The organism is Saccharopolyspora sp. 7B (assembly GCF_020177435.1).
GTDB classification, from domain to species: Bacteria; Actinomycetota; Actinomycetes; order Mycobacteriales; family Pseudonocardiaceae; genus Saccharopolyspora_C; species Saccharopolyspora_C gregorii.
Genome location: NZ_JAIUKC010000221.1, coordinates 1 through 12,602, shown reverse-complemented (window position 1 = coordinate 12,602; position 12,602 = coordinate 1). Strand labels below are relative to the sequence as shown.

Annotated in this window: 9 protein-coding genes; 6 read left to right on the top strand and 3 right to left on the bottom strand. The window is 75.9% G+C overall.

Annotated elements, in window-relative coordinates; translation table 11 throughout:
- Positions 1-527: 527 nt before the first annotated feature.
- The 6 genes from rfbB to LCD33_RS27010 all read left to right on the top strand — a co-directional run bounded on the left by rfbB (position 528) and on the right by LCD33_RS27010 (position 9,426).
- Positions 528-1,517, top strand: a complete 990-nt coding sequence (gene rfbB, locus LCD33_RS27035; RefSeq protein ID WP_224962119.1) for a dTDP-glucose 4,6-dehydratase — start codon at positions 528-530, stop codon at positions 1,515-1,517.
- Positions 1,514-2,464: a dTDP-4-dehydrorhamnose reductase gene (rfbD, locus tag LCD33_RS27030; protein WP_224962117.1), complete on the top strand. Its 951-nt coding sequence runs from the start codon at positions 1,514-1,516 to the stop codon at positions 2,462-2,464. Before rfbB ends, rfbD begins: the two co-directional genes overlap by 4 nt.
- A 423-nt stretch (positions 2,465-2,887) precedes the next feature.
- Positions 2,888-5,428 (top strand): class III lanthionine synthetase LanKC, encoded by a 2,541-nt coding sequence (lanKC, locus tag LCD33_RS27025; protein WP_224968926.1) that lies wholly within the window; start codon positions 2,888-2,890, stop codon positions 5,426-5,428.
- A gap of 123 nt (positions 5,429-5,551) precedes the next feature.
- The gene (locus LCD33_RS27020) at positions 5,552-5,689 is read left to right on the top strand and encodes a SapB/AmfS family lanthipeptide (protein WP_255615140.1); all 138 of its coding nucleotides are present in this window, start codon (positions 5,552-5,554) and stop codon (positions 5,687-5,689) included.
- Between the two features lie 369 nt (positions 5,690-6,058).
- Positions 6,059-7,714, top strand: a complete 1,656-nt coding sequence (locus LCD33_RS27015; RefSeq protein ID WP_224962111.1) for an ABC transporter ATP-binding protein — start codon at positions 6,059-6,061, stop codon at positions 7,712-7,714.
- Complete coding sequence (locus LCD33_RS27010) at positions 7,708-9,426, top strand: ABC transporter ATP-binding protein (protein ID WP_224962109.1); 1,719 nt, start codon at positions 7,708-7,710, stop codon at positions 9,424-9,426. The genes LCD33_RS27015 and LCD33_RS27010 overlap by 7 nt, the downstream gene beginning before the upstream one ends.
- Here the strand turns inward: LCD33_RS27010 and LCD33_RS27005 are convergent.
- From LCD33_RS27005 to LCD33_RS26995, 3 genes are all read right to left on the bottom strand, one after another.
- Positions 9,413-9,985 carry a sigma-70 family RNA polymerase sigma factor gene (locus LCD33_RS27005; protein ID WP_224962107.1) on the bottom strand — a complete coding sequence of 191 codons (573 nt, stop codon included), beginning with the start codon at positions 9,983-9,985 and terminating at the stop codon, positions 9,413-9,415. The genes LCD33_RS27010 and LCD33_RS27005 overlap by 14 nt on opposite strands.
- 160 nt (positions 9,986-10,145) lie before the next feature.
- Complete coding sequence (locus LCD33_RS27000) at positions 10,146-11,006, bottom strand: hypothetical protein (RefSeq protein ID WP_224967645.1); 861 nt, start codon at positions 11,004-11,006, stop codon at positions 10,146-10,148.
- 547 nt (positions 11,007-11,553) lie between these two features.
- Positions 11,554-12,579 (bottom strand): glycosyltransferase family 1 protein, encoded by a 1,026-nt coding sequence (locus LCD33_RS26995; RefSeq protein WP_224978423.1) that lies wholly within the window; start codon positions 12,577-12,579, stop codon positions 11,554-11,556.
- Positions 12,580-12,602: the final 23 nt, after the last annotated feature.

Sequence of the window (12,602 nt, the reverse complement as noted above, 5' to 3'; positions counted from 1 at the left end):
CCCCAAGCCCGAACGCACCCCGCCCGACCGGCCGGTGCGCCGCCGGGGCGGGGCCTGCCGGGGACACCGCCTGCCGGGCCGCCCTTCGGCCCGCGCGGGGGGACGGGCCTGCCCGGCTGCCCCGGTGGGCCACCTGGCCGTCGCGACCGGTCGTCCACGCCGAATCCTCCTCAGGGCCTGCCTTGCGAGCGTTACACCTCGCCGGGGTGATCCTCGGCGGGGTCACCGTGCAGGCTAACGGTGATCTGCCGCTGGGGTTGCGCGCGGGCGGGACGATCGGTGTCACTCGAACGATGGACAGGTTCGATCACGCCGAGCGCTGCCCGATCTCATTCTCCGCAACGGTCCACGAGCCCCCGCGGGTGCCTCCCGGCGCTCGGGTAGACGCCGGGAAACCCCCCACAACCCGCTGCGCACGAGATCCCGCCGGTACCGTGATCCGGCCGGCCGCGCGCGTGGCAGACTGCGGGCGAAGCCAGCCCGGACCGGGCCACCACCCGGCCCGGCCGCTCTTTCGGGAAGGTGCCATGCGAGTTCTGATCACCGGCGGTGCCGGTTTCATCGGGTCGCACTACGTGCGGCGATCGCTCGGCGGCGACCACCCGGAGTTCGCCGACGCCGAAGTGGTGGTGCTGGACAAGCTCACCTACGCGGGAAACCGGGAGAACCTGCGCCCCGTCGCGGACGACCCGCGGCTGCGCTTCGTGCAGGGCGACATCTGCGATGCCGAGCTGGTCGGCGAGCTGATGCGCGGGGTGGACCTGGTGGTGCACTTCGCCGCCGAGTCCCACGTGGACAGATCGATCCTCGGCGCCTCCGACTTCGTGCGCACCAACGTCCTCGGCACCGACGTGATGCTGCAGGCCGCGCTCGCCGCCGAGGTCGGCAAGTTCGTGCACGTCTCCACCGACGAGGTGTACGGCTCCATCGACGAGGGCTCCTGGCCCGAAGGGGATCCGCTGGAGCCGAACTCGCCGTACTCCGCGGCGAAGGCCGGTTCCGACCTGCTGGCCCGCGCCTACTTCCGCACCCACGGCCTGCCGGTCTGCGTGACCCGCTGCTCCAACAACTACGGGCCGTACCAGTTCCCGGAGAAGATGCTGCCGCTGTTCATCACGAACCTGCTGGACGGTCGGCAGGTGCCGCTCTACGGCGACGGCGGCAACGTGCGGGACTGGCTGCACGTGACCGACCACTGCCGCGGGATCGAGCTCGTCGCCGGGGCCGGGCGGCCGGGTGAGGTGTACAACATCGGCGGCGGCACCGAGCTGACCAACCGGCAGCTCACCGACCGGCTGCTCGCCGAACTCGGCGCCGACGAGTCGGCGGTGCGCCACGTCGAGGACCGCAAGGGCCACGACCGCCGCTACTCGGTGGACCACGCGAAGATCAGCACCGAGCTGGGCTACCGGCCCGTCGTCGACTTCGGCGAGGGCCTCGCGGACACCATCCGCTGGTACCGGGAGAACCGCGCCTGGTGGGAACCGCTGAAGCAGGCGGCGACGATCAGCCGATGACGGAACGGGAAGCGGGCCCGATCACCGGGCTGGACGAGATCGCGCTGCTGGTGCCGGGCGGCCGCGGCCAGCTGGGCCGCGAACTGCACCGCCGGGCGCAGGGCCGCCTCGGCCTGGTGCACGCGCCCGGTTCCGGCGAGCTCGACGTCCGCGACGAGCAGGACGTCACCGACGCGGTGGACTCGTTCGCCGAGACCGCGCGGGACAACAACCTCCGGCCCGTCGTCGTCAACGCCGCCGCGCACACCGCGGTGGACGCCGCCGAAGGCGAGCCGGAACGGGCCGCGGCGATCAACGAGGCGGGTGCCGCGGCGTTGGCCCGCGCCTGCGCGGTGCGCCGGGTGCCGCTGGTGCACCTGTCCACCGACTACGTCTTCGACGGCACCGCCGACGTGCCCTACGAGCCGTCCGACGAGACCGGCCCGCGCACCGCGTACGGGCGCACGAAGCTCGCCGGGGAGCGCGCGGTCCTCGCCGCCGCCGACCGGGCCTGGGTGGTGCGCACCTCCTGGGTGTACGGCGCCGGGGGCGGGAACTTCGTCAAGACGATGGTGCGGCTCGCCGGCGAGCGGGAGCAGGTGACGGTGGTCGACGACCAGGTCGGCGGCCCCACCTGGACCGGCGACCTGGCGGCCGGGCTGCTGGAGCTGGCCGGGCTGCTGGTCGAACGCCGCGATCCGGCTGACCGGGTGCTGCACTGCACGAACTCCGGGCGGGCCAGCTGGTACGAGTTCGCCCGCGCCGTGTTCGCCGAGATCGGCGCCGACCCGGACCGGGTGCTGCCGTGCGCCACCGCCGACTTCCCGCGTCCCGCGCCGCGGCCCGCTTACTCGGTGCTCTCGCCGCGCGCCTGGAACGCGGCCGGGCTGAGCCCGCTGCGGGACTGGCGTTCGGCGCTGGCGGCGGCGTTCGAGGTGGACGGCGCGGCCCTGCGCGGCGAGGGCTGAGGAGGCCGCCGCTCCCGGTTCCGGCGCGTTCGCGGGGAGGGCCGGGACGGCCGCCGCTCCCGGTTCCGGGGCGTTCGCGGACGGCTGCCCGCGGCCCGCATTCATTGCGCGCGCATTCTTCGAGCCGTTCCGCTGTTCCTGCATTCGATTCGAGCCGCGCGGTTTCCGTTGAACCATTTCCGCTGCCAGCGCCGGTGTTACAGGCGAATGGGTGATCGTTGCTCCGGATCGGTGCGCGAACGACTGCGGTACCTGGTGGTAACGAGACCGAAGTAGTCACTCTTCGAGCCTAGTGCGATCACTTGTTCGGCGGGTTGGCAGCCGGTTCCGGGCATGAGGAAATTTCACCGCGGCCGGCGAACTGTCGGACCGACTGGGATGTCGCGGAAATCACGTGATCTGCGCTCGGGGGAAAGGTGTGCCATGGACTTCCGGTACGAAGCATTCTGCTTCGCCGATCCGCTGTTCTTCGACGAGCAGAACGGCGCTTCCGGTGGTCCCGGCGAATACGCGCGGCTGCTCGAACTCCCGGAAGTCCCGAGCTGGTCGGACGCGACCGCCGGCGGCTGGCGGATGCTGCGCCCGCGCGGCGTGGACCTGCCCTCCCAGGGGTGGAAGGTGCACGTCTCGGCCACCCTGCACAACGCGGAACGGGTGCTGCGCACCGTCGGCGGGTACTGCCTGCGCAACCGGATCGCGTTCAAGCACCTGGCCGGGCGCGACGTGCTCCTCGCGCGGAACTCCAAATACGCGTCGCGTTCGTCGAGCGGGAAGTTCATGACGCTCTACCCGGTGGACGAGAACCACCTCGAACGCATTCTCCTCGAACTGTCCGCACCGCTGCGCGGCGAATCCGGGCCGTACGTGCTGAGCGATCTCCGCTGCGGTTCCGGTCCGTTGTACGTGCGCTACGGCGGATTCGAGCAGCGGTGGGTGGAAGTCGGCGGAACCCGGGTGCTCGCCGTAGAACGGCCCGACGGAGCGCTCGTTCCCGATGCGCGCGGACCGGGATTCTCGGTGCCCGGCTGGGTGCGGCTGCCCGCATTCCTCGAACCGCACCTGGCCGCCCGCCGGGACCCGGGGACGACCCGGTTCCCGTACCGGGTGACGTCCTCGATGCACTTCTCCAACGGCGGCGGCGTGTACCGCGCCACCCGGGAATCCGACGGCGTCGAAGTGGTGCTCAAGGAAGCCCGCCCGCACGCCGGGCTGGACCGCGACGGCACCGACGCCGAGGTGCGGCTGCGCCGGGAGCACCAGGTGCTGCGGCACCTCGACGGCGTCCCCGGCGTGCCCGCGGTGCACGAGCTGTGCACCGCCTGGGAGCACACGTTCCTCGTCGTCGAACCGGTCCCGGGCCGCAACCTCGGCGCCTGGCTGGCCCGCAACTACCCGCTCACCCGCGGCGGCACCACCGCCGAGGAGCTCACCGCCTACGCCGACCGCGCGCTCGCGCTGCTCGACCGGGTGCGGGAGCTGATCGACCGGGTGCACGCCCGCGGCGTCGTCTTCGGCGACCTGCACCCGCTCAACGTGCTGGTGGACGAGGACGACTCGGTGGCGCTCGTCGACTTCGAGATGGCCGCGCTGGACGTGGACGCCCCGCGGCCCGCGCTCGGCGCGCCCGGATTCCGCGCCCCGCCCGGCAGCAGCGGCACCGAGGTCGACGGGCACGCGTTGGCCGCGCTCGCGCTGTGGATGTTCCTGCCGTTGAACGCGCTGCTGGAACTGGCGCCCGGCAAGCTCGACGCGCTCGTCGACGTGGCGCGCCGCCGCTTCCGGTTGCCCGCCGAGTACGGCGGTGCGCTGCGCGAACGGCTGCTGCCCGCGGGCACCGCGCCCGCCACCACCGAACTGGACCAGCCCGCGCCGGACTGGGGGATCGTCCGCAAAGGACTCGCCGAGGGCGTGCTCGGCAGCGCCACCCCGGCACGCGCGGACCGGCTGTTCCCCGGCGACATCGAGCAGTTCCGGGTCGGCGGCACCGGCATCGCCCACGGCGCCGCCGGCGTGCTGCTCGCGCTGGACGTCGCCGGTGCCGGGCGTTACCCGGAGCACGAGCGGTGGCTGCTCGACGCGGTGCGCCGCACCCCGCCGCAGCGGCCCGGGCTGCTCGACGGCGCGCACGGCACCGCGCACGTGCTCGACCACCTCGGGCACCGCGAAGCCGCGCGGGAACTCGTGGCGGCCGCCGCCGGGCTCGCCGCGCAGACCACCGGGCACGGCTACGGGGCGGGCCGGGCCGGCATCGCGCTGAACCTGCTGCACCTGGCGCACCGCTGGGACGACGGGGAACCGCTGAACCGCGCGCTGAACCTCGCCGACCGGCTCGCCGCGGAGCTGCCCGCCGCCGCGCCGCCCGGCGACGTGGGCCGGGCCGGGCTGCTCGACGGCTGGTCCGGGCCCGCGCTGCTGTTCGCGCACCTGCACGACGCCACCGGGGAACGCGCCTGGCTGGAGCTGGCCGACCGGGCGCTGCTGCGGGACCTCGACGAATGCGCCCGCACCGACGGCGGCGGCCTCCAGGTGCGCGACGGCACCGCCCGCACCCTGCCGTACCTGGGGGTCGGCAGCGCGGGCATCGCGCTCGTCGCCGAAGAGCTCGCGCTGCGCCACCCCGGCGCGGAATGCCTGCGGTGGCAACCGGACCTGCTGGCCGCCTGCCTCGGCGAGTTCGTCATCCACCCCGGACTGCTGCACGGCCGCTGCGGGCTGCTCGCCGCGCTGGCCGCCGCGGACCGGCGGCGGCCCGAACCGGAGCGGACCGCGGCCATCGGCACCCACCTGGCCGCGCTGGGCTGGCACGCCCTGCCCTTCGGGGACGGCGGCATCGCGATGCCCGGCAACCAGCTGCTGCGGCTGTCCACCGACGTCGCCACCGGCGGCGCGGGCGTGCTCGCCACCGTCGCCGCCGTGCTCGACGGGCACGGCCGGGTGCTGCCGTTCTTCGGCACCGCGCCGTGAGCTCCGCGCACCCGCACCGCGCCGTGAGCGCCGCGCACCCGCCGGGCGACCGGTGGCACCACGAACTCCGGGCGGGATCCCGCCCGGTCAACGAAGGAAACGACGGAAGGAACGACCGTGGAGATGGTCCTGCAGCTCCAGGAGCTCGAAGCCCGGAACGAGACCTCGTTCGGCGGCGGCGGTGGCGGCGACAACGGCAGCAACCTGAGCCTGCTCGCGTCCTGCGCGAACAGCACGGTGAGCCTGCTCACCTGCCACTGATCGCCGCGTCGCCCGCCTCGTGCCGCGCGGGGGTCAGGTGGCGGAGCTCCGACGACCCGCTCATCGCGCTCGAACCGGTGCGGCGCACCCACCTCCGGCGGCCCACCCGCCGGACGGCGGGGCCGCCCCCGGGAGCGGGACGTCGAGGAACCGCGACGGTGCCGGTCGCGACCGGTGGGCACCGGTCGGCGCGAACGCCGGCCGAGCGGCGGCACCACGCGGAGCACGATCCCGAGGCGGACGACGGCTGAAGTGCGGCCCCCGCACCCACGCGGTGCCGGGGCCGTCCCGTGCCGCGGGCCGTCCGCGGCAGATCGCGCGCGACGGCGGCGGAGGGCACGAGGGCCGAGGAGCGGAGGAGGACGCCGGATGGTGGACCACGAACGGGTGTTGGCGCCCGCGGTGCGCGCGCAGCGGTGGCCGGTGCTGCTGCTGGTGCTGATCGCGCTGGCGGCGACCGGCTGCGCCCTGCTGCTGCCCGCGGCGCTCGCGCGGACCGTCGACGCCGCCGTCTCCGGCAGCGGTGCCGTCGCCCCGCTGCTGGCGCTGCTGCTGCTCGGCTGCGGCGGGATCGCCGCGCAGGTGCTGGCGGTGCTGCTGTCGGCGCGGATCACCGCCGCCACCACGGCCCGGTTGCGGGCCGACCTCGCCGAGCGGCTGGTGCTGCTCGGCCACCGCGGCCCGTTCGCCGCCGGGGACGCGGTCAGCAGGCTCACCGGGGACTGCGCGGGCGCGGGCGGGATCACCGCGACGCTGGTGGAGATCGCGACCGCGGTGCTGCTGTCGGTGGGCGCGCTCGGCGCGCTGCTGCGGCTGGACCTGCGGGTGGCGCTGGTGTTCGTGGTGCTGCTGCCGCTCGCGGTGCTGCTGGCCCGGTCGCACCTGCGCAGCACGGCCGCGGACCTGCTCGGCTACCAGCAGGCGTCCGGCGAGCTCGGCGCCCGGCTGCTGGACGCGGTCACCGGGCTGCGCACCATCGCCGCCGCCGGGGTCGCCGAACAGGAGGCGCGGCGGGTGCTGCGGCCGCTGGACCGGCTCGGCGCGGCGGGCGCGGGCACCTGGCGCACCCAGTCCCGGTTGATGTGGCGGGCCGGGTTGCTGGTACCGCTGGTGCAGATCGCGGTGCTGTGCGCGGCCGGGCTCGGGCTGTTCGCGGGCAGGCTCACCGTCGGCGAGGTGCTGGCCGCCCTCGGCTACGCCACCGCCGGGATGGGCGTCGTCCGGCAGTCGGCGCTGTTCACCGCGCTGTCCCGCGCCCGGTCCTGCGCGCAGCGGCTCGCCGAGGTGCACCGGGTCGCGCCGGAACCGGCCGGTTCCCGGGTGCTGCCGTCGGGGCCGGGGGAGCTGCGGGTCCGCGGCGCCGTGGTGCGCGGGGTGCTCGACGGGATCGACCTGGTGGTGCCTGCGGGCACGATCGTCGCCGTCGTCGGACGTTCCGGGGCGGGCAAGTCCACGCTGGCCGAGGTGCTCGCCGGGCTGCGCCCGCCCGACCGCGGGCAGGTGCTGCTCGACGGGGTGCCGACGGCGGAGCTCGATCCGGCGGCGGCGCACGTGGGCGTCGCCTTCGCCCGGCCGGTGCTGCTGGGCACCACCGTGGCGACCGCCGTGTCCTACGGGGCGGTCGAAGCGGACGTGGCCGCCGCCTGCCGCGCCGCCCAGGTGCACGACCTGGTGACCCGGCTGCCCGACGGCTACCTCACCCCGCTCGCCGAGGTCCCGCTCTCCGGCGGGGAGGCGCAGCGGCTCGGGCTGGCCCGCGCGCTCGCCAGGACGCCGCGGCTGCTGGTGCTCGACGACGCCACCGCCAGCCTGGACGCGATCACCGAGGACCGGGTGGAGCGCGCCATCACCACCGCGCTGCCCGGCCGGACCCGGGTCGTGATCACCCACCGCGCGGGCACCGCCGGCCGCGCCGACCTCGTGGTGTGGCTCGACGAGGGCCGGATCCGGCGCGCCGCCCCGCACGCGGAGCTGTGGGCCGACCCGGACTACCGCGCCCTGTTCACCGAGGAGGCGCCGTGCTGATCGGCGAGTACCGGCGCGCCCTGACCGGGCACCGGCGCGGCTGGGCGGTGCTGCTGGCCTGCTCCGCGCTGGAGGCCGCGCCCGCGCTGCTGTCCGGGACGTTCGTGCGCAACGCCGTCGACGACGGGTTCGCCGCGGGCCGGTTCGACGTCGGCGCGGCCTGGCTGCTCGCGTTCGCCGCCGCCGCGGTGGTCGGCGCCGCCGGGGTCCGGTTCGTGTGGCGCCGCATCGGAGCCATCGTGGAGCCGCTGCGCGACGTGCTGGTGCGGCGGGTCGTGCGGGACGTGCTCGCCGACACCGCCCCGCCGCGCGGCGGACCGGACGCGGCGGGCGTCGCCCGGATCACCCAGCACGTGGAGGTGGTGCGGGACGCGACGGCGGGACTGCTCGTGCAGGCCAGGGGACTGCTGGTGTCGGTCGCCGCCGCACTGGCCGGGGTGGCCGCGCTGGACCCGCTGCTGCTGTGGCCGGTGGCGCCGCCGGTGCTGCTGGCGGTGGCGCTGTTCGGCTGCTCGCTGCCCGCGCTCGCCCGCCGCCAGCGCGGCCTCGCCCTCGCCGACGAGCGGACCGCGACCCGGGCCGGGGCGGTGCTCACCGGGCTGCGGGACGTGGCGGCCTGCGGCGCGCAGCGGCAGGCGATCGCGGCGGTGCGCGACGCGGTGGACGCGCAGGCCGCGGCCGCGGTCCGGATGTCCACCGCCGCCGCGCTGCGCACCCTGATCATCGGCGGGGGTGGTTTGCTGCCGGTGCTGCTGGTGCTGGCGATCGCGCCGTGGGCCGTCGGGAGCGGGCGGCTCACGGCGGGCGCGGTGCTCGGCGCGCTCGTGTACGTCACCGGCACCGTGCAACCGGCGCTGCACGGGCTGGCCGCCACCACCGGGTCGGTGCTGCTGCGGCTGCTGGTGGCGCTGAACCGGCTCGCCGAGATCGGCCGCGCGGCGCCCGCGGACCGGCCGCGCGACGTCCCGGCCGGGCCGCGGGTGCGGGCGCGCGGGCTCACCCACCGGTGGGGCGAGCACGCCGAACCGGTGCTGTCCGAATTGGACCTGGACCTGGACCCCGGCGAGCACCTCGCGGTCGTCGGACCCAGCGGCATCGGCAAGTCCACCTTCGCCGGGCTGCTCACCGGCACCCTCGCGCCCACCGGCGGCTCGGTGCGCGTCGGGGGAGTCGTGGTCACCGAGCTGGATCCGGCGGTGCGGCACCGGCTCATCGCGTTCACCCCGCAGGAGGCGTACCTGTTCGCCGGGACGGTGCGGGAGAACGTGGCGCTGCTGGCGGCCGGGAGCACCGACGCGCACCTGCTGGCCGCGGCCGCCGACGTCGGCGCCGCCGAGCTGGTGGCCCGGCTGGGCGGGCTGGACGGCGAGGTGCGCCACGGCGGCGCGGACCTGTCGGCGGGCCAGCGGCAACTGCTGGCGCTGGCCCGGGTGCACGCGAGCGCGGCGCCGATCGTGGTGCTCGACGAAGCCACCTCGCACCTGGACGGGCCCGCGGAGGCCCGTGCCGAACGCGCCTTCGCCGCGCGCGGCGGCGTGCTGGTGGTGATCGCGCACCGGCTCGGCTCGGCGCGGCGCGCGAACCGGGTGCTGCTGCTCGACGGGACCGGCGCGCAGCTCGGCACGCCCGCGGAACTGCCCGCCCGCTCCGCGACCTACGCGGAACTGGTGCGCGCCTGGGACGACGCGCCGCCCGGGCTCAGCGGGCGGTGAGCAGGCAGTCCCGCAGCCGGATCAGCCCGTCCCGCAGCCGCGTCTTCACCGTCGCCGCCGGGGCGGCCAGCCGGCGCGCGGCCTCCCGGTGGTCGAGCCCGCAGTAGTAGGTCAGCGCCACCGCCTCCCGCTGCAACGCGGTCAACCCGGCCAGGCAGCTGCGCACCTCGCAGTGCTCGCTGCGGATCAGCACCGCCTCCACCACCGAGTCGTGCGCGATCCGGTGCGAGCGCGCCGCGAACCGCGCGTCCCGCGCCCGCGCCGACCGCACCGAGCGCAACCGGTCCACGGCCCGCCGGTGCGCCACGGTGAGCACCCAGCCGATCGCGCCGCCCCGCTCCGGCCGGTACCGGGCGGCGGTGCGCCACACCTCGACCAGCGCCTCCTGGGTGACCTCCTCGGCGTGCGCGTCGTCGTCGAGCACGTCGCGGGCCGCCGCGTGCACGAGCACCACGACCCGGTCGTAGAGCAGCTCGAACGCGCGCGGATCGCCCGCGGCCACCCGGAGCAGCAGTGCCTCAGGCCCGTCCCGCGCCCCTGCGCCCTGGGGCTGCCGCATCCGATCTCCCGTCCCGTCGTCCGCCCGTGCTCCCGGTGTTCGGTGCCGACCGGGGCGGCGACGGGCCGAATCGGCGATCCGGCCAGGAACGGCGCGAATCGGGCGCCCGCGAAGAAGGCCACCGAGCAGTGCCCGGTGGCCTTCGTCCCGCGCGGGCCGATCAGATGCCGAGGCCGCCGGTCAGGTCCTCGACCGTGCCCTCGACGCCACCGACGGGGCCGTCGGTGGCGGTCAGCGGGGCCGTCAGGTCCGCCATCGGGGCGATGCCGCCGACCACGTCGTCGACCGGCAGCTCGCCGGTGACGTCCTGCACCGAACCCATGACGCCGCCGCCGTCGACGCCGCCGAGGTCGAGTCCGCCGGTCAGGTCCCCGGCACCGGTGAGGTCCGAGATCCCGCCGGTCAGGTCGCCGCCCTGGACACCGCCGACGGTGTCCTCCAGGCCGCCGACCACGTCGGTGACGCCGTTGCCCGCGACGTTGCCCGCGTTCAGGTCGCCGGTCAGGCCGCTGATGTCACCGGTGTTGATGTCGCCGACCAGGCCGACGTCGTTGCCGTTGCCGACCGGCGCGCCCAGCTGGTTGTCCGAGCCGGTGCTGTCCTCGCTGCGGGACGTCTCGGTGCTGTTGCCGCTGTTCTCGGTGGACTGCTCGTCGGTGGTGCGCGCCGTCGGCGACAGCAGGCCTTCGACGTCGCCGAGCGCGGTGAAGATCTCCGGGGTGGCCATCGTGCTCTCCAATTCATCGGGACCGTTCGGGAGGAACGGCATCAGGGCGTCCGCGGGCACGCCGTCGCCGTCGGCGGCGAGCACCACCAGCCCCGGGGGCAGGGCTCGGGTGAACTCGTCGACGACCTCGACCGGTGCGAGGTCGAGGGCCAGCGAAGCGGCGTGCACCACGTCCGCGTTGCTCAGCTCGGGCAGGCCCGCCTGGTCCAGGAATGCGCGCGGCTCGGCGGCGAACTCGGCGCGCGATTCCGCGCCCGCCACCACTCGCCGCAGGATTTCGTACACCGTCTCCACGGTCCGCACGCTCCGTTCCCAGGAATGCTGCACGAGCGGGTCGGAACGGTTGTGGCGAAGTCATCGGTACCCGCCGCACAGCCAGGTCCGAGTCGGCCAAGACTCGGATTTCGGGGACCGATCGCACCGCGACCCTCGCGCCGCCGACCCGTTCCGCCCGTGGTCACCACGCTAGGAGGGCGGTGAGCGGCGGGACATGGGGGTGATCCCCCTGTGCTTTTCCCCTATTAGGGGATCAGGCGCGAACGGGTTCTCTGGCGGCAGATCAGGAGTCCGTCCCGAAATCGATTGGTCGATTCCCAGTGGGATTCGACACCGTTTCTCGGCGTGCTCTCATATCGATCGGGAAAAACATCGACCGGCGACCGATCGATCGGGATCGTGGCAACGAAAGGAATGCGGAACGGTGCGCGGTGCGGCTCCGGCACGGTCGCACGGATCGCGGGCGCCGCGGTCACGGTCCGGGAATGGGCGGGTACCGAGTGCGCATCGACGAGGTCACGGCGTGGCGACCCGGGACTCGGCGGACTCGGCGGGCGCCGCCCCGTCAGCTCGCCGCGCGGGCGTAGGCGTGCAGCGTCGCCGCCGCGCAGCCGCGCCAGGTGAACCGCGCCGCGTGCGCCCGCCGCGCCGCCACCGCCGCCGGATCGGGCGCCGCCGCCGCGGCCCGCTGCAACGCCGCGCGCAGCGCCGCCGCGTCGCCGTGCGGGACGAACTCGGCCAGTCCGCCGGTGACCTCCCGCAGCACCGGCAGGTCCGAGCAGATCACCGGCACCCCGCAGGCCAGCGCCTCCAGCGCGGGCAGCCCGAAGCCCTCGTCCCGCGACGGCAGCACCAACGCCCGGGCCCCGGCCACCACGCTGCGCAGCTCCGGCTCCGGCAGGTACCCGGTGCGCAGCACCTTCCCCGTCTGCCGCGCCTCGCCCGGACCGGCCAGCACCAGCGGTGGCAGCCGCCGGTCGTGGGCGCGCAGCAACACCTCGACGCCCTTGCGCGGGCCTTCGGCGCCGACGAACGCGAAGTACTCGTCCGGCATGCCCAGCCGGTGCAGCTCGGCCCCCGGCGGCACCGCATCGAACCACTCCGGGTCCACCCCCAGCGGCGTGACCACCACGTCCTGGCGGGGCAGGCCGAACCGCTCCGCGACCGAGTCGGCGACCGCCGCGCTCGGCGTGCACACCACCGCCGCCCGCCGCACCGAGGAGCGCACCAGGTCGGCGAAACCCGGCTCCGCCTCGGCGGGCTCGTCCAGGAAGGCCAGGTCGTGCACCGTCACCACACCGCCCGCGCGCACCGCGGGCGGCAGCGCGAAGTTGGTGCCGTGCACCACGTCCACCGTTCCCGCCAGCAGCGCCCCCGGCGGGAACGGCGCCCGGGGCCCCCCCCCCCGCCCCGCCCGGGGGGGGCCCCGGGCCCCCGGGGGCCCCCCCCCCCGGCCCGGCGCCCCCCCCCCCCCCCCCCCCCCCGCCCCCCGGGGGGGGGCCCGCGGGGGGGGGGGGCGGCCCCCCCCCCCCCCCCCCCCCCCCCCCCCCCCCCCGGGCGCCCCCGGCCCCCGGGTCCACAACGCCCGCACCGCCCGCGCGGGCACCGGTACCC

Coding starts and splice junctions, on each gene's coding strand:
- rfbB (WP_224962119.1), top strand. CDS start 528: ATGCGAGTTCTGATCACCGGCGGTGCCGGTTTCATCGGGTCGCACTAC.
- rfbD (WP_224962117.1), top strand. CDS start 1,514: ATGACGGAACGGGAAGCGGGCCCGATCACCGGGCTGGACGAGATCGCG.
- lanKC (WP_224968926.1), top strand. CDS start 2,888: ATGGACTTCCGGTACGAAGCATTCTGCTTCGCCGATCCGCTGTTCTTC.
- LCD33_RS27020 (WP_255615140.1), top strand. CDS start 5,552: ATGGTCCTGCAGCTCCAGGAGCTCGAAGCCCGGAACGAGACCTCGTTC.
- LCD33_RS27015 (WP_224962111.1), top strand. CDS start 6,059: ATGGTGGACCACGAACGGGTGTTGGCGCCCGCGGTGCGCGCGCAGCGG.
- LCD33_RS27005 (WP_224962107.1), bottom strand. CDS start 9,985: ATGCGGCAGCCCCAGGGCGCAGGGGCGCGGGACGGGCCTGAGGCACTG.